14 protein-coding genes are annotated in these 16,024 nt (G+C 73.7%); 5 read left to right on the top strand and 9 right to left on the bottom strand.

All coding sequences use genetic code 11. The annotated features are described in order from the left end of the window. Positions 1-9 precede the first annotated feature (9 nt). The 4 genes from ACODT5_RS05200 to ACODT5_RS05215 form a co-directional block, all read right to left on the bottom strand. Positions 10-2,043 carry a peroxidase gene (locus ACODT5_RS05200; protein ID WP_422518001.1) on the bottom strand — a complete coding sequence of 678 codons (2,034 nt, stop codon included), beginning with the start codon at positions 2,041-2,043 and terminating at the stop codon, positions 10-12. Positions 2,044-2,157: 114 nt separating this feature from the next. Then, entirely contained in the window at positions 2,158-4,032 is a 1,875-nt protein-coding gene (locus ACODT5_RS05205; RefSeq protein ID WP_422518002.1) for a galactose oxidase early set domain-containing protein, read from the bottom strand. Positions 4,033-4,106: 74 nt separating this feature from the next. Continuing rightward, entirely contained in the window at positions 4,107-4,448 is a 342-nt protein-coding gene (locus ACODT5_RS05210) for a hypothetical protein (RefSeq protein WP_422518003.1), read from the bottom strand. Between the two features lie 233 nt (positions 4,449-4,681). Beyond that, positions 4,682-5,173, bottom strand: coding sequence for a GNAT family N-acetyltransferase (locus ACODT5_RS05215; RefSeq protein WP_422518004.1), 492 nt, complete (start codon positions 5,171-5,173; stop codon positions 4,682-4,684). A gap of 135 nt (positions 5,174-5,308) precedes the next feature. Here ACODT5_RS05215 and ACODT5_RS05220 point away from each other — a divergent pair, with 135 nt between their 5' ends. The 3 genes from ACODT5_RS05220 to ACODT5_RS05230 all read left to right on the top strand — a co-directional run bounded on the left by ACODT5_RS05220 (position 5,309) and on the right by ACODT5_RS05230 (position 9,054). After that, a complete protein-coding gene (locus ACODT5_RS05220) occupies positions 5,309-6,130 on the top strand; it encodes an SCO4651 family lipoprotein (RefSeq protein WP_422518005.1) in 822 nt (273 codons plus the stop codon). Positions 6,131-6,272: 142 nt separating this feature from the next. Next, on the top strand, positions 6,273-6,986 hold the full coding sequence (locus ACODT5_RS05225; RefSeq protein ID WP_422518006.1) for a TetR/AcrR family transcriptional regulator: 714 nt from the start codon (positions 6,273-6,275) through the stop codon (positions 6,984-6,986). A gap of 97 nt (positions 6,987-7,083) precedes the next feature. Continuing rightward, positions 7,084-9,054 (top strand): bifunctional metallophosphatase/5'-nucleotidase, encoded by a 1,971-nt coding sequence (locus tag ACODT5_RS05230; RefSeq protein ID WP_422518007.1) that lies wholly within the window; start codon positions 7,084-7,086, stop codon positions 9,052-9,054. Between the two features lie 28 nt (positions 9,055-9,082). Here ACODT5_RS05230 and ACODT5_RS05235 read toward each other — a convergent pair whose 3' ends face one another. Further along, positions 9,083-10,648: a sensor histidine kinase gene (locus ACODT5_RS05235; RefSeq protein ID WP_422518008.1), complete on the bottom strand. Its 1,566-nt coding sequence runs from the start codon at positions 10,646-10,648 to the stop codon at positions 9,083-9,085. After that, the gene (locus ACODT5_RS05240; protein ID WP_422518009.1) at positions 10,641-11,318 is read right to left on the bottom strand and encodes a response regulator transcription factor; all 678 of its coding nucleotides are present in this window, start codon (positions 11,316-11,318) and stop codon (positions 10,641-10,643) included. The genes ACODT5_RS05235 and ACODT5_RS05240 overlap by 8 nt, the downstream gene beginning before the upstream one ends. A 132-nt stretch (positions 11,319-11,450) precedes the next feature. Between ACODT5_RS05240 and ACODT5_RS05245 the strand changes: the two genes are divergently transcribed. Next, on the top strand, positions 11,451-12,164 hold the full coding sequence (locus ACODT5_RS05245; RefSeq protein WP_422518010.1) for a PepSY domain-containing protein: 714 nt from the start codon (positions 11,451-11,453) through the stop codon (positions 12,162-12,164). 91 nt (positions 12,165-12,255) lie between these two features. Here the strand turns inward: ACODT5_RS05245 and ACODT5_RS05250 are convergent, their stop codons facing one another. Further along, on the bottom strand, positions 12,256-13,686 hold the full coding sequence (locus ACODT5_RS05250) for a recombinase family protein (protein WP_422518011.1): 1,431 nt from the start codon (positions 13,684-13,686) through the stop codon (positions 12,256-12,258). A gap of 180 nt (positions 13,687-13,866) precedes the next feature. Here ACODT5_RS05250 and ACODT5_RS05255 point away from each other — a divergent pair, with 180 nt between their 5' ends. Continuing rightward, positions 13,867-14,298 (top strand): amidohydrolase family protein, encoded by a 432-nt coding sequence (locus tag ACODT5_RS05255; protein WP_422518012.1) that lies wholly within the window; start codon positions 13,867-13,869, stop codon positions 14,296-14,298. 86 nt (positions 14,299-14,384) lie between these two features. Here the strand turns inward: ACODT5_RS05255 and ACODT5_RS05260 are convergent, their stop codons facing one another. Both ACODT5_RS05260 and sigK read right to left on the bottom strand, forming a co-directional pair. After that, a complete protein-coding gene (locus tag ACODT5_RS05260; RefSeq protein WP_422518013.1) occupies positions 14,385-15,131 on the bottom strand; it encodes an anti-sigma factor in 747 nt (248 codons plus the stop codon). After that, positions 15,128-15,748 (bottom strand): ECF RNA polymerase sigma factor SigK, encoded by a 621-nt coding sequence (gene sigK / locus ACODT5_RS05265; protein WP_422519559.1) that lies wholly within the window; start codon positions 15,746-15,748, stop codon positions 15,128-15,130. The genes ACODT5_RS05260 and sigK overlap by 4 nt, the downstream gene beginning before the upstream one ends. Between the last annotated feature and the right edge of the window lie 276 nt (positions 15,749-16,024).

Raw genomic sequence — 16,024 nt, forward strand, 5'->3', positions numbered from 1 at the left:
GCCGCCACCCTACGAGGCGGACGCCTTCCACAGCACCCGGTCTCCGGCCAGGATCACCAGCTCTCCGGCGGGGCGCAGCAGCAGGCGCGCGCCGGGGTTGCCGGTGGTCGCGCTGGACCAGGCCGGGCTGCCGTCGGCCTTGCGCACGAGCAGTTCGCCGTCTGGGGTGAGGACGGCGTCGTGGCCGGAGCCCGCGGTGTCGGTGTGCCACGTACGGCGGCCCTCGGAGTCGAGCAGGGCGAGGTCGCCGGTGCTGTCGAGGGACAGCCGGAACGTTCCGGCGTCGAGGCTCTCGCCAAGGCGGAGTACGGAGCCGGTGTGGAACTCGATGGAGTCGTCGAGTTCCCCCTTGGCCAGGGCCCGCAGGACGGGCAGGGAGGGGCTGAAGGCGTACACGGAGCCCTCGGTGCGCACGAACCGGCCGAAGTGGAGGGTTTTGGCCCGGCTGCCGGTGCCGTCGGCGGAGGGGGTCTCGAAGGCGATGGGCGAGTCGGGGCCGAGCACCGGGTCGCAGCCGGTGCGCGGGTTGCGGCCGGCCGGGAAGTCGGGTTCGTTCACCCACTTGCGCATCACCAGCTCGAACTGCCCCACCAGGTCGGACTGGTGGCAGACGAAGACCAGTCCGCGCGAGGTCTCCGGACCGTGCTCCCCGCCCAGTTCGGGCTGGTAGACGGGGCCGTACGGGATTCCGCGCCGCATCAGGCGCCGGGCGTCGAGCTCCGCCTGGGCCACGGGGGGACGGCCCGGGGTGAGGAAGAGGCCGCCGCGCGGGTTCCCCTTGCGGATGTGCGCGAACAGGGGCATCTGCCAGCCCTGCGGGTCCTGGCTGTAGTCGAGCTTGGCGTCGGGGTGCTCGCCCGGCACGGGCAGTTGCTCCGCCGCGGGGCACAGGGAGACCGGCATCCCGCCGGGCCAGCGGCCCATCAGGCGGGCTCCGAGCCATTCCCGGCCGGCGTCGGCGGGCGCGGCGCCGGAGCGCTGGAGTTCCGCGAGGCGCAGGGCGACCTGGGTCCACCAGCCGGGCACGTCCTGCGCGATGCGGCGTACGACCTGGAAGGCGCCGCCGGTGGCCCAGGCGGGCAGGCCCGTGGGGCGCTCGCCCACCCGCTCGGCGCCGACGACGAACTCGCCGGCGGGGATCAGCCGGGTTCCGGGCTTGCCGAGCACGCCGGTGGGGTCGGCCGGGTCGGGCTCGTCGAAGCCCCGTACTCCGGGCTGGCTGATGCAGTCGAGGAAGCCGAAGTGCTCGTGCCCGCGGAGCTCGCCGGGGAGGGTGGCCCCGTCCTGGCGGAACAGGACCGTCGCGTCGGCCCTGGCCGCCCCCGCGCGGTGTTCGGCGACGGCGGTGGCCAGGCGTTCGGGCTGGTCGGCGGCGAGCGTGAGGACGGCGTGCACCACGCGGCCGGGCTCCTCCGAGCCGAAGAGCCAGGACTGCGGGGCGCTGGTTCCGGTGTCGCCGAGCTGCTGCGCGCGGGCGGCGGAGCCCTGGGTGAAGGCCTCGGCGCTGGAGCCCGCCGGGGTCGCCGGGAAGGGCTCCTTGCCCGCGAACAGGAGCAGTCCCGGATGCGTCAGGCTCAGCCCGGTCCACAGGGTGGCCATGGAATCGGGGTCGATGCCGCCGCTGCGTCGGCGGGCCCTGCTGAAGGCCCGGTTGAAGCGGGCCACTTCCTCGGTGGTGGAGAGGGAGGGCAGCAGGCCGGTCAGCCAGTGCCGGGCCTTGTCGGCGTCGCGGAAGCGGAGGAAGAGGAAGCAGGCGTGGTCCTTGCGGAACCCGGCGAGGATGTCGCCCTGGGAGTCGCGGTCGGTGCGCAGCGGAAGGGGCGCGGGGTCGGTGCCCCTGCGCGCGGGCTCCACGGCCGGGCCCGCCGCCGCCGGACGGGCCGGGGCCTCGGCGGCCCACGCCGTGGGCGCGAGGCCCGCGGTGACTCCGGCGGCGGCGAGGGCCGCCGCCCGGACCACGGTCCTGCGGGCGGGTCCGCGGGCAGGTCCGCCGTCGGATCCGGTGTGGGGGCAGCCCGGGGGCGGCGACGGGTCGAGCGCCATCGGCGTGCTCCAAGTGGCGGTGGGGACGGGGAGGAGGGAGAGCGGAATCGCATGCGGGGAATCGAGTGGAGGACACCACTGGCGGACTCGAACAGAAGGGGAGAACCGCCGGGTTCAGCGCGGCGGCGCGGCCGGCGCCCCGGAGTCGAGCTTGATCCACTGGGCGACGCTGGGCACTCCCTTGGCGTCGAGGAGGAAGAGCATGTAGTAGCCGGGCGGGGCGGCGGCCGCGTTCGGCGGGGCCTGCAGGGTGAGGGCGTCGCCCGCACGCCGCTTGATGCGCAGTTCCACGTGGCGCTGGCTGGTGTTGACCGCGTGCGTGGCGGTGGTGGGCGCCAGCAGGACGGCCCGCTCGACCCGCTCGGGGGTGCTCGTGGTGACCGCGAAGCGGGTGTCGTGGCCGACCGGGCCCGCGGGCGCCTCGTCGAGGGCGGGCCGGGCTCCCTGGTGGAGGTAGGAGGGCTCGTAGATCTCGATGGTGCCGTTCATCTCGTCGGTGATGTCGGCGTCGTTGGCGAGCTGCTGGAGCTCGTCCCCGGTGACCATGACCCTGCCGTCGGGCAGGACGACGGCATTGGAGTGGTAACCGCGGGGAAGCCGCTGGGCGGGGCCGAGCTTCCAGTTCCCCCGGCCGTCGCGCATCTCGAACTGCCGGTACTTCAGGTCGGCGTTGGGGTTCAGGACCCCGTTCCCGTAGTCGCGGATGTCGTATCCGCCGCTCGTTGTCAGCAGCGTTCCGTTCGGCATCAGCAGGGTGTTGTCCTGGGTGCGGCCGAAGGCCCGGGGCTTGTCGACGGTCCAGCGGCCCCCGGACAGCTTGTACGTGTTCGGGTCGGTGCGGTCCCCGCCGATGATCAGGGCCGCGTCCGGGCCCTCGTACCCGCCGGGCAGCGGCACGGCTCCCCCGTACGTCCGGGAGCTGCCGTCGGGCCGGGGCGGCAGGTCGGTGCGGGACTCGCGGACGGGGTCGAAGGCCCACTGTTCGTCGTGGACCCGGCCGAGCCCGTAGACCAGGCCGTCGCGGAGCGAGAAGAGGTGGGGGTAGTCGCGGGTGAAGGGGGCCTTCGCCTTGAACGGCCCGACCGGGGCGTCGCGCGGGACGTCCGTCTTCTCCCGGGGTACGGGGTACCCGAGGGCGGGGAAGCGCTCCACGAGCGGGGTCGGGGTGCCCCAGCCCAGTTCGGACTGGCCGGACATGATGAGCTGGCGGCCGTCCGCGGCAGTCACCACGGAGGGGTACCAGCGCCCGGTGGCCATGTCCTGGCTGCGGCTCCAGCTCTCCGTCCACGGGTCGAAGACCAGTGAGAGCTTGGCACCGCTGCCTCCGTTGGAGCCCAGGTTCCCGCCGAAGACGCCGAGCATGCCGTTGGGCAGGAAGGAGTGCCCGGAGCAGAAGAACGGTGCGGGGCGCGGCGAGTCGGTGCCGTCGGGCATGTCGACCACCGGCGGGGTGACCTTGGTGAACGCGGCCGCCCCGGTGCCCTTGGCCGGATCCCAGAGGAAGGCGCGACCGGCGTTCGTGGCGCCGATGATGTTGGTGGGGGCGGGTTCCTTGGTGGGGTTGGTCTCGATCCGCTCGAAGGAGAAGAGCAGCACCTTGCCGGTGGGCAGCAGCGCGATGTGGGCGGCGAAGTCCGGGGAGTCGAAGTACTCCTTGAACAGTCCGTACTTCTCCGGCGCCAGACCGGCGTTGGCCTCGGCCTGCGACTCGGTGAGGGCCTTCAGGCGGGCGCGGCGGGTGGTGTCGGGGTAGTCGGCGGCGTCCCGCAGCGCGATGCGGGTACGGGCGTGCTCCTCGGCGTGGTCCTCGCCCAGGTTCCGCCGCTCGTCCGCGCTGATCTCGCGGCGCACCCGCTCGGGGGCGACGTACGGAGCCGGCCGCGCGGCATCTGGATCGTACGGGGCTGCGTGCGCGGCCGCGGGGCCGGCGGGGAGCAGGCCGAGGAGGGTGCCTGCGACGAGGGCGCGGGCGACTCCGGGACGGGACATGGGGAACCCTTACGTGGAGGGAGAGTAAGCAGGAGCGGGAGCGGGGAGCGGGGTGTCTCCGATGCCGTGCGCGGTCACGAACGCCATGCGGCGCCGCGCGACAGCCCGCCCTGGCTGTCCGCCACCCGGACCCGGCGCTCCGCGAGCAGCCGGTTGACCGCGTCCCGCGCGTCGTCGACGGCCTCCGGCGGGGTCTGCGCCGGGGCCGTGGCTGCCGGTTGGCAGAGCCCGTGGGCCGTGGCCCAGGTCTCCTCGCCGGTCTCGCCCTCGCGCATCCTGGGCCACTCGACGGCCGGCTCCTGGACGGGGCCCGCGTCCGGCATCTCGCGGTTGCGGGCCGCGTAGTGGCCGAGTTTCGCGGCGCCCATCGCGATGATGGCGGCGCATAAGACGGAGAGGACGGCGGCGACAGCCATGGGGCCGGGGACTCCTCAGTGCGGGGGCCGACGGGCAGCGCGCGCTGCCGGTGATCAACACACTCGGTGATCAACGCCGTGCGCGCGCGCCGGGGCCACCGATGGGGTGACGCATCGCTGTCGGACCGTCACCCGTACGCACCAGGGCGGGGGCTGCCGCCCCGTTCGGGCGGGGCGGGACGGGACGGGGCCTGGTGGGACGGGGTGGTGTGACGAGGTGTGGCCGGGCCCGGTCAGCCTTCCGGGGTCAGTTCCCGCCGGTAGGTCAGCCCGGGGGCGCCGTCCAGGACGGTCTCCCCCACGACCGTGAATCCGGTCCGCCGGAGCACCGCCGTCGAGGCCGCGTTGTCCAGGGCCGCGGACGCGGTGATGATGCCGAGCCCGTACTCCGTGGCGGCGAGCCGGCAGACCTCCCGGACGGCGGCGGTGGCCGCGCCGCGGCCCGCGGCCCGTTCGCCGATCCGGTAGCCGAGGTCGGCGGCGCCGTCCGCGAGGTCCACCAGGTTGACGCGTCCGATCAGCTCTCCGGCGGTGTCCACCACGAGGTGGAACCGGCACGCGCCCGTGTCCTGTTCCTCGAGCAGGGCGCGGTGGCGGGCGGCGAACTCCGCGAAGTACGCGTCCCCGCGGTCCGGTACGGAGCGGGCGAAGTACGCCCGGTTGTCCCGTTCGAAGGCCAGCAGGGCACCCTCGTGATCGGCCCGCAGGCGTTCGAGTCGCAGCATGCCGGGCAGGATATACAGGCTGCTCGGACGGGTGCCCGTAAGTTTCCTGAGCCTGCCGGTCGGGGCTTCGTGCGAGCGTGTGACGATGAGGTCCGGCCCGGGGGGACAGGGCCGGCAAGTGACCAAGGGGTGGGAATGAAGGCAGGAACAGTCACCGCGAGCATCGCGGCGGCCGTGATCATGACGGCCGGCCTGAGCGGCTGTACGGCCGGTTCCTCCGTGGGCAAGCAGGCGGTGGACTCGGCCGAGTCGCTGGTCGCGACGCTCACGAAGGCCTCCGACGAGGCCTCCAAGGCGGGCTCGGCCAAGGTCGAGATGAGCGTGACGATGCCCAGCACGGGCGGCAAGCCGGTCCAGGTGAACGGCACTTACTCGTGGGGCAACGGCCTCGCGATGGAGGCCGAGATGCCGGCCGAGGCCCTCCAGCTGGAGGACCACGTGTCCGACGGCACGGTCACGTACCGGCTCGTCCAGGGGGCGTACTACTACGGCATCGATCCGGCGCCGAGCGGCCCCTTCGCGGGCAAGACCTGGCTGAAGGTCGAGGCCTCGGCCGTGCTCGGCGAGCAGGGCGCCGCCGGGATGAACGCGGGGAACAGCGACCCGACGGCCGCGCTGAAGTCGCTCAAGTGGGCCAAGAACGTCACGGAGATCGGCCGGGAGGACGTCAACGGCAAGAGCTCCGTCCATTACCGCGCCGTCATCCCGGTGGACAAACTGGGCGACACCAAGGCGCTGCTCTCCGCGGTGGGCGGCGGAAGTGCGACCGAGCTCGTCTCGGACGTCTGGGTCGACGACAAGGGGATGCCCTCGCGTCTGAACCAGACCTTCGGGGACTCCGTCGTCAGGATGGACTTCCTGTCCTTCGGCGTGGCGAAGGACATCGTCGCCCCGCCGGCCGCCGACACGGCCGACGTCACCGAGGCCATCAAGAACGGCAGAGCCGCGCAGGGCTGACCCGCGCGGCGGGTGCGCAGGGCAGAGCCCGGCAGGCCGTGCCGTGCCGTGCCGAACGGTTCAGTTCCTACACTGGCCCCGGTACGCACCACCGCCGCCACCGCCGCCCATGCCCGCCCCCGCAGGTACGAAGGACTCCCCCATGGAAGCCGAGACGGCGAACGCCACCGACGCATTCGGCATCCCGGTCCTCCCCGCCATCCCCGCTTCCTCCGAGGCGGTCCGGCGCAAGCGCCGGGCGATCACCGCCGCGGCCGCCGCGGAGTTCCTCGCCGAGGGGTACGCGGGCGCCTCCATGGACGCCATCACCAGCCGTTCCGGGGTCTCCAAAGCGACGGTCTACAAGCACTTCGGCACCAAGGAACGGCTGTTCCTCGCCGTCGTCGGCGGCATGCTGCGCGAGACCTGCGCCGGCCTCGAACCCGACGGCTCCGCCCTCACGGAGGCCGCCGACCTGCGCGCCGCCCTGATCGCCTGCACCGGCGACCGGGCCGCGCTCCTGCTGCGCCCCGACTTCATGGCGCTGTGCCGCCTGGTGATCGGCGAGACCGGCCGTTTCCCGCAGCTCGGCCGGCTCTGGTACGGGCTCGCGTACGACACGTACGACAAGCCCCTCGTCGAGGCCTGCACCGAACTCGCCCGACGCGGAAGGCTCGACCTCCCGGACCCCGTGCTCGCCGTCCGGCAGCTCCTTGCCGCGACCGCCGGCGTCCCGCAACTGACGCACGCCTTCTTCCCCGGCACCGGGACGGACCCGGCGGAGCTGACCCGCGTGGTCACCTCCGGAGTCGACCTCTTCCTGGCCCGCTACGCCGCTTCGCAGCCGCCGGAAGCGGGCCGTTCGTCGAGAGGGTGAAGTTTCCCGGAATTTCGCCACGGTGACGGACGCCCTGCCACGGACGGTCACCGGTCGGGCACAGACTGCTGCCGAGCGGGCGGGAGTTGGCCCGCCGGTGGAATCGGGGGCGCTGGTGGAAGAGTTCGGGCGGCGCCGGTTCCTGGCCCGGGCCGCGGGTGTCGCCGGGGCCGTCGGGGTCAAGGCGCTCACCGGTACCGCGGCGGCCGCCACCGGCGCGGCGTCCGACGCCGCGAGCGCGGCCGGGTACGTGGACGTACAGCTGCTGCACATCACCGACCTGCACGGCTACCTGTCCGCTCCCCCGGCCCGGGATTCCCTCATCACCGGCGCGGGCGGCCGTACGTACGCGGTGGGCGGGGTCGCCTACATGGCCACCCATCTGGCCCGGTTGCGGGCAGGCCGGGCCAACTCCTTCTTCTTCGCGCCGGGCGACCTCTTCTCCGGCTGGGAGTACCCCGCCTTCACCCTCGCCGACGAGCCGACCATCGAGGCGCTGAACCGGCTCGGTCTGGACTTCGCGACCGCCGGGAACCACGAGTTCGACCGCACGCCCGGATTCCTGCGCCGGCACATGGAGGAGGGGGTTCCCTACGACGGGGCGGGACTGACCAACGCCTTCCCGGACTCGAGCGGCGCCCCCTTCCATGGCGCCGACTTCCGCTACTACAGCGCCAATGCCGTGTCCGCGGCGAGCGGGGAGACGGTGCTCCCGCCGTACAACATCGAGTGGGTGGACGCACCGGGCGGGCGGCGGCTGCCCATCGGGTTCATCCACCTGACGGTCGTCGGCACCGAGGGTTTCGGGAACTCCTTCCAGCCCGGCCTGACCACCCTCGACCAGCTTGCCGCCGCCAACCTCTGCGCCGCCCGGCTCAAGGCGCTCGGGGTGGGCGCCATCGTGCTGAGCATGCACGACGGTGCGGTGGCGGGCAGCGACTTCGATTCCGGCAGCGAACCCAGCGGTCCGGCGTACGAGCTGGCGCTGCGCGTGTCCGCGGACATCGACGCGATCGTCACCGGGCACTGGCACTGCGCCTTCAACATGATGCTCCCGGGGCCCGACGGACGGCCGCGGCCCTTCGTCGAGGCCGGCTGCCACGGCCAGCTCATCGGCGAGGTCACCCTGCGGCTCGACGCGGACACCGGTACGGTGGTCCGTGCGCTCACCAGCTCCGTCAACCACCCCAACACCCGCGACGTGGACCCCGATCCGGTGCTGGCGGAGGTCGTCACCCACTGGGCCGGCTACGCGCAGCGGCGCGGGGCGGGAGTCATCGGTCGCCAGCGCGCCTCGTTCCACCGCCGGCTCTCCCCGGCCGGGGAGTCCACCATGGGCAATCTCGTCGCCGACTGGGCGCTGTGGGCCGCCCGTCAGGCGCCCGACTCCTTCGACACCAGTCCCCGGCCGGCCCGGTCCGGCGCCGACCTGGCGCTCATCGCGGTATCCCCGCGCATGGGCCGCAGCGTGATCAACACCGATCTGCTCGCCGGTCCCGCCCTGGACGACCCGGTGGGCTTCGACCGGGCCTGGCGGGCCGTCGGCTACGGATGCCCCCTGGTCAGTGCCGAGGTGAGCGGGCGCCGGCTCCTCGAGGCCCTGGAGCAGCAGTGGGCGCTGGACGGCTCCGGCGTGCTGACGTACGCCCCGCTCGCGGTGTCGGACAACGTCCGGTACTCCTTCGACGCGGCGGGGCCCGTCGGGGGCCGGGTGGCGCCGGGCGCCGTGGTCATCGACGGAGTCCCGCTGCGGCCGGAGACCTCGTACCGGGTGGTGACCACCTCGTACACGCTCACCGGGCAGGACGGCTACCCGGCCCTCGGCGACTACCGGGAGCCCGCCCGCCACCGGCGGGACACGGACAGCTTCCCGGCGTACGTCGCGGCCCTGGGCACCCTGGAGGCCGTCTCCACGGGCCGGGTGACGGTGAAGCCCGTCCCGCTCCTCGACCCCCCGGGCAGTACGGGCCTGCTGGTGACCCCGCCCGAGCCGGTGCCGGGGCTGCCCTCGCCCGTCGCGGCGGAGGAGGAGGCCGCGCGGGACGCGGGACGCCGGCCGGTGTGCTGAGCGGGCGGCGCCGGGTTTCCGGGCCGCGTCAGGGGCCCAGCGGGAGCGTGGCGACCAGGCGGGCCCCCTTCGGGGAGTCCCGGACGGCGAGCGTGCCGCCGAGGCGCAGGGCGATGTCGCGGGCGATGGCCAGGCCCAGGCCGGTGCCGCCCTCGTCGCGGGCGCGGGCGTCGTCGAGCCGGGTGAAGCGTTCGAAGACCTGCTCGCGGTCGGCGGGCGCGATGCCCGCTCCGTCGTCGCCGACCTCCAGGACGGCCTCGCCACGGGGCTCGTCCATGCGCAGGACGAGGGTGACGTTCCGCTCGGCGTGGCGGCCGGCGTTGTCCAGCAGGTTGGTGACGAGCCGCGACAGCCAGATCGTGCTGCCGCGGACCGCGATCCCGGGGGCGATGTCGGCGTGCACGGGGACGCGGGCGCCCCGGCGCGTACGGACCGCTTCGCGGACCACCTCCGTGAGGTCGACGGCGGTGGCCGGCGGCGGCTCCGAGGTGTCGAGGCGGGCCAGCAGGAGCAGGTCGGCCGCCAGGTCCTGGAGCCGTACGGTGTCCTCCAGCGCGCCGCTGACCAGTTCGCCCCACAGTTCGGGATCGGGGTGGGCCTGCGCGACTTCCAGCTGGGTGCGCAGCACCGTGATGGGGCTGCGCAGTTCGTGCGAGGCGTCCGCGATGAAGCGGCGCTGGCGGATGCCGGCGGCCTCCAGCCGGTCCAGGGTGGCGTTCATGGTGACGGCCAGCCGGGCCACCTCGTCCCGGGTGGGCGGAACGGGCACCCGGCGGTGCAGTTCGCGGTCGCCGATCTCGGCCATCTCGGCGCGGATCGCCTCGACGGGGCGCAGGGCCCAGCCGGTGACCCGCCAGGTGATCAGGGCCACGACCAGGACGAGCAGCGGGACCACGACGGCCAGCACCGCCATGATGGTCGCGTCGGCGGTGTCGGCGTCCCGGAGCGAGGTCCCGGCGTAGACGGTGACCAGGCCCTGCGCGGTGACGGTGGTGACCTGCACGACGCGCTGGCGGTGTTCCTCGCGGACCCGGCCGCCCTTCCAGGTGTCGCGGACCGTGCCGGGTGCGACGGGTGGTTCGGGGACGAGGGCGGGGCGGCCGCGGAGGTTGGGGCTGGCCGCGAGGACGCGGCCCCGCGCGTCGACGACCTGGAAGAAGCCGGTCCCGCGGCCCGGGGGCGGTACGCGGTCCAGCTCCCCGGTGGCCGCCAGCGCGGCCACCTTGGCGGCCTGGTGTTCGGCATCCTCCTGGGCGCTCATGGTCAGGTTGGTCTCCAGCGCCCCGAGCAGGGCGAAGGAGGCCACCGCGAGGGCCAGGGCCACCACGGCCGACGCGCCGAGGGTGGCCTGGGCGCGGACGGACCTCGGACGGAGCCGGGAGGCGGCCCGGCGCAGCCGGTGCGCGAGCTCGCGCGGACGGTACGCCGCCGCGCGGGAGCGGTCCCGGTCCTCGTGGGGCGCGTAGAGGTCGTACGGCTGGTAGGGCTTGCCAGAGTTGTCGGCGTCGTGGGAGTCGCAGACGTCGCGGGAATCGCAGGGCTCGTGGGAGGCGCGGGCCTCGTGGGGGTCGCGGGACCGGTCGGGCTCAGCCACCGTCGGCCGCCAGCCGGTAGCCGGCGCCCCGGACGGTCTCCACCGCGGCCCGGCCGAAGGGCGCGTCTATCTTCCGGCGCAGGGCGCTGACATGGACCTCGACGACGTTGAGGTCCCCTTCGTAGGCGGCGTCCCAGACGTGCTCGAGGATGTCCCGTTTGGGTACGACCTCGCCGGCCCGGCGGGCCAGGTGCACCAGGACGGCGAACTCGCGCGCGGTCAGCCGGGCTTCGACACCCCCGCGCGTGCAGCGCTGCCGGGCCGGGTCGACGAGGAGGTCGCCGAACTCCATGACCTGCGGGCTGCGGCGGCCGGTGCGCCGGATCAGCGCCCGCAGCCGGGCGACGAGGACCACGTAGGAGAAGGGCTTGGAGAGGAAGTCGTCGGCGCCGGTGTCCAGGGCCTCGGCCTCGTCGTACTCGCCGTCCTTGGCGGTGAGCATGAGGATGCCGGACTCGCAGCCGGCCGCGCGCAGCCGGGCGCAGACCCGGTAGCCGTTGAGGCCGGGCAGCATGATGTCGAGCACGATGGCGTCGTATTCGTGCTCCCCGGCCATCCACAGGCCTTGCGGGCCGTCGTGTGCCGTGTCCACAGTGAAGCCCTCGGCCCGCAGACCACGTTGCAGGGCGGCGGCCAGCCGCCGCTCGTCCTCGACCACCAGTACGCGCATGGGGCAAGGTTCTCAGGTCGCGCCGCCGGCTTGCTGAAGGGTTCTTCAGCTCGCTTCAGCGGGGCTTCAGCATCCTGCTCGCAGGATCGGCCGAGCCGGGCACGTCGCCCGGAGAACGCGAGGAGCATCCACATGACTCAGTCCAGTCCGCAGCCGCCCGAGTACCCCCCGGCCACTGTTCCCGTCGAGGGCGGCGGGGATGGCGCCGGCGAGGGCGGCGGCGACCCGGCCGGCAAGGCGGCGGGGCGCGGCGCCCGGATGGCCCGCTTGACCCGGTTCGCCCGTGAGGGCCGGGGGCGCTGGGTCGCGCTCGGGCTCGTGGTCGTGGCCTCCGCCGGCGCGGGAGGCGCGGTGGTGGCCGTGGCGGACCACGACCACGACGTCCGCCGCACGCGCGCGGAGCGGATGTGGGACCGGTTCGACGTCGTGCGGGAGGGGGGCGGCGAGATGGAGGCTCCGCTTCCCGCTCGCCCCGGGAAGCCGGGCGAGCCCGGGAAGCCCGGCCTGCGGGGTCAGAAGGGCGAGCGGGGGGTCTTCCCGCCGGACGGTGCGGTGCGGCCGGGACTGCCGGACGGCGAGGACGGGGTCGCCGTGGACGGGCCCGACCGCTCCCCCGTCCCGCTGCCCGCACTGCCGGCGGCCCAGGCCCTGGAGAAGGCGGAGGCCGCCGTGCCCGGCGGCAAGGCCGAAGCCCTGCGCGTGGTCGCCCAGGAGGGCGGCGGGAGCGCCTGGCGCGTCGTGGTCCTCGGCTCCGACGGGGTCCGCCACGCGGTGACCCTGGCCGGCGCCGACGGCACGGTCACGAGCAACACGGTCGCGGGGAAGGGCGCCGGGACGGCCCGCTGAGCGGGTACGGGCGGGCCCGCCAGCCCGGTGTCCCGTACCGTGACGACGACGGTACGGGACACCGGAACGGCGGTCCCCGGGCTGCCCATCGTCAGGTGTCAAGGCCCGAGGACACGTACTTCCATTGGACCGAGACGTGGTCCTCGCTCGCCATCTTCAAGGCGTGTCGCCCTTGGGCCGGGTTGAGCGTGACCGCCGTGACGAACTGCACCCAGGCACGACGTACGGGCAACGGAGTGCAGGCCCAGTCCGCGATCAGGCCAGGGAGACCATGGACCGGATCGATGAGAGGCAGGCCGGTCACCCTGGACATCTTGGCCTCGGCCTCCTCCAACTTGGCCTTGACGGCATCTGATCCTGCGGTCATCTGTGACAGCGTGATGTGCCCCTCGGCGTAGGCCACGGCCAATCCGTCGAGACGTTCCCGAAGGCTCTGAGCCTCGGCGTGCAGCTGTCCGGAGGCCTCGCCATGACTCGCACGCGCCTGACGGATGGGCAGCGCGAAGTCAGGCGAGTTCAAGCGCTCCAACGTGGCCGTGGTCGCCCGCTCCTCGGCGATTTCGCGGGGTGTCCGCGTGTGGGTCTGACGGCACCCGTAGACCTTCGCGCCCCGGTAGCCCCTAGCGGATACGGTCTCCCCGCAGACGCCACAGAGGGCAATACCGGACAGAAGCGTCTGAGGCGTCCTCCCGGTACGCGCTCCGCCCGAGAACCGCTTCGGGTCGTTCAGGATGGCGAGAAGCGCGTCATGAGTGGCTTCGTCAAGAATGGCGGGCCAGTTGGCCCTGCCCATGACTTCGCCCCGGTAGGTGCGCTGGCCGATGTACCTCGGAGAAGTGAGGACCTGCTTCACCCCTCGCAGGGTCCACCCTTCCGCCTTCGTGGTCTGCGCCCTGCTCCGCGGGGAGATGAGACCAGCGTCGTTCCAGACGCGCGCGACGGCCGACAGCGACTCTCCGTCGACGATCAACCGCGCGCCCCGCTGGATGGCCTCTGCCTCCTTCTGCACGATCGTGAGGTGATCGGCTGCATACCCGAACGGCCGGATCCCGGCCGTGTAGGGCTTCCCCAGCTGAGCGGCTTGAACATTGGCGGCGACCTGCCGCAGCGCCTTCTGTTCGCCCTCGTACTGGGTCCATGCCGTGACCGTCCGAGCAACGGCTCGACCGGCAGGAGTGGACAGGTCGAGATGACCCGCATGCAGCGCATGCACGTTCGCACCGAGTCCAATGACCCGCTCAAGGTCCCGAGTCACTCGGACGAGCCGGTCTGTGTGCCACACCACGATCGCCTCCGGCCGACTCACCAGCAATGCCTCGAAGCCTGGACGTGCAACCCCCCTCTTCGTCGCGCTGAGGTCGTTGTCCCGGAAGACCCCACCTACTTCGAAGCCGAGACGCTCGCACAGCGTCCGGCACTCCGCCTCCTGCCTCTCGACCCCGAGGGCGTCACCGGTGCGGTCCTGCGAGATCCGGGCATAGATCGCGGCGCGTACGGGCGCGCTCCCGCTCCTGGTTGTCACGAGAGCAAAGTTGGCGCGTAGCGATAGCACTGGAAGCAATGATCGAGGGGAATTATCACGTCGGCTGCAAAGTCAGCCTTGTCCACTGTGGTGCTGCGTCCCCCGATTGGCCCGTGCCGCGCGCAGGGCGTTCCATCGAAGGGTGCGCACACCGGCACGGCGCGGGGCTCGCGGATCGACGTGCACGCCCATCTGTGGACCCCCGCCTACCTGGACCGGCTGGAGCGGCTGGGCCGGACCGACACGGGCACCCAGCGCGGGATCGGTGCGGACGCCACGCCGGCCGACCTCGACCACCGGCTCGCCCTCATGGACCGGACGGGCATCTCCGCGCAGGTGCTCTCCGTACCCCCGCAGTCGCCGCACCTGCCCCGGGAGGCCGACGCGGTGGAGCCGGCCCGGGCGGTGAACGAGTCATACGCCGAGCTGGTCGCCGGCCGGCCCGGGCGCTTCCTGGCCTTTGCCGCGCTGCCGCTGCCGCACGTGGACGCGGCGCTGCGCGAGCTCGCGTACGCCCTCGACGAGCTCGGCATGGTGGGCGCGGCCTGTCGCGATCCCCGACACGAACGCGGCAGCGCTGCACGGATGGCCCGCGAGCCGGCTGCCGCGTGACCCCCGCCGACCCGTAAGACCGGCGGGCGGGTGGCCGGAGCCTTCGCTCCGGGCCACCCGCCCGGGTACGCCGTCCGCCCCGCGCCCTACGCCGGGAGGGCCAGCAGGATCAGGGGGCTGGTCGTCGGCTGCGCCGATCCCCCGGCGGGCTCCAGCGTCAGGCCGACCGCCGTGGCCCTGCCGAGGTCGCCGTCCAGCACGGCCGCCCCGTCGCCGGCGAGGAAGCCGGCGGGGCGCATCGTGCCGCCGTCGGCGAGCCAGAGCTGGTACGTGCGGCCCTCCCCGGGGGGCGGCAGCCGGTCGGCGAGGAACACCGCCCGGTCCCGGGCCGCGGAGGTGATCACCGTTGCCGCGGCTCCGCCGCTGGTGCGGCCGTGGACGGTACGGGCGTCCGGGGCCGTGACCACGGCCCGCAGCTCCTGGCTGCGCGCCTCGGCCTGCCGGGCCTCGGTCCGGGCCCGGTCCGCCTGTCCGCTCTCGTAGAGTGCGGCGCCGCCGAAGAGGGCGGCCCCGACAAGGGAAGCGGCGACGACGAAGGCGCCGGCCTTGCGCGGGAGCCGGTCCAGGAATCCGGCCGCCCGGCGGACGCCGACCCTCGGGGGGAGCTGGCGGACGGTCTCGATGCGGGCGAGGACCTCCGCCTTCAGCTGCGGCGGGGGCACGAGGGCCACCGCGGAGGCCAGTCTGCCGGCCGTGGCGGAGAACTCCGCCACGTCCCCGGAGCACGGCGCGCAGCGGGTCAAGTGCCGGGAGAAGGCCTCCTGTTCACCCGGACCGAGCGCGTCCAGTACGTAGGCCGCGGTGAGGGTGTGCAGTTCTTCGTCGTGCTTCACGTGGTCACCCCCATGCAGTCGCGCAGGCGGATCAGTCCGTCGCGCATCCGGGTCTTGATCGTGGGAAGAGGAGTCTGGAGGGTCTCGGCGACCTCACGGTAGGTGAGCCCCTGGTAGTAGGCGAGGGTGACGGCCTGGCGCTGGAGCTCGGTCAGCCGGCGCAGGCAGCGTTTGACCTGATCGCGTTCGAGCCGGGTCTCCACCTGCTCGCTCACCTCGTCGAAGGGCCGTTCCTGGCCGCGTACGCCCACGTCGTGCTCGCGGGTGGCCGAGGCCTGGGCGGAGCGGACGCGGTCCACGGCGCGGCGGTGGGCGATGGTGGCCACCCAGGCCATGACGCTCCCCTGGTCGGGGCGGTAGCGGGCGGCCTGGCGCCACACGTCGATCATCGCCTCCTGGGCGACCTCCTCCGACTGTGCGCGGTCGCGCACCACCTTGACGGCGATGCCGAAGACGGTTCCGGCCACGGCGTCGTACAGCGCGGAGAACGCGTCCTGGTCTCCCTGCGCGGCGCGCGCCATCAGGTCGGCGAGTTCGGCCGCGGCCGATCCGGGTCCGGTGCCGGTGCCGGTGCCGGTGCCGGGGCCGCTGCCCGGGCCCGGTCCGGGGAAGCGCAGCTTCTCGGGGTTCACCTGAGCGCCCCCCGTGCACGGCCGGGCCCGGGCGGGCACGCCGGGGCCGCGAGTGGTGCTCGCCGGTCCATCCATCGCATGAACGATCCTTCGTGGCAGGCGCACCTGTTCCCCGTCCACCGAGGTCGCGGTGCGCGCCGGGTCCTTGCTGTCTCACCCTGTCTTCGGAGCCGGCCCGCGCGCGGATTGGCCGACATACACGCGAAAGGGCATCCGTTCGGGGGAACCGGCACCCCGGGACCAAACCGCTCCGGGGGTCCG

It is taken from the genome of Streptomyces tatrensis, assembly GCF_049310065.1.
Classification (GTDB): Bacteria; Actinomycetota; Actinomycetes; order Streptomycetales; family Streptomycetaceae; genus Streptomyces.

Excerpts from the sequence above, each read along its gene's own strand:
- ACODT5_RS05200 (WP_422518001.1), bottom strand. The coding sequence starts at position 2,043 with ATGGCGCTCGACCCGTCGCCGCCCCCGGGCTGCCCCCACACCGGATCC.
- ACODT5_RS05205 (WP_422518002.1), bottom strand. The coding sequence starts at position 4,032 with ATGTCCCGTCCCGGAGTCGCCCGCGCCCTCGTCGCAGGCACCCTCCTC.
- ACODT5_RS05210 (WP_422518003.1), bottom strand. The coding sequence starts at position 4,448 with ATGGCTGTCGCCGCCGTCCTCTCCGTCTTATGCGCCGCCATCATCGCG.
- ACODT5_RS05215 (WP_422518004.1), bottom strand. The coding sequence starts at position 5,173 with ATGCTGCGACTCGAACGCCTGCGGGCCGATCACGAGGGTGCCCTGCTG.
- ACODT5_RS05220 (WP_422518005.1), top strand. The coding sequence starts at position 5,309 with ATGAAGGCAGGAACAGTCACCGCGAGCATCGCGGCGGCCGTGATCATG.
- ACODT5_RS05225 (WP_422518006.1), top strand. The coding sequence starts at position 6,273 with ATGGAAGCCGAGACGGCGAACGCCACCGACGCATTCGGCATCCCGGTC.
- ACODT5_RS05240 (WP_422518009.1), bottom strand. The coding sequence starts at position 11,318 with ATGCGCGTACTGGTGGTCGAGGACGAGCGGCGGCTGGCCGCCGCCCTG.
- ACODT5_RS05245 (WP_422518010.1), top strand. The coding sequence starts at position 11,451 with ATGACTCAGTCCAGTCCGCAGCCGCCCGAGTACCCCCCGGCCACTGTT.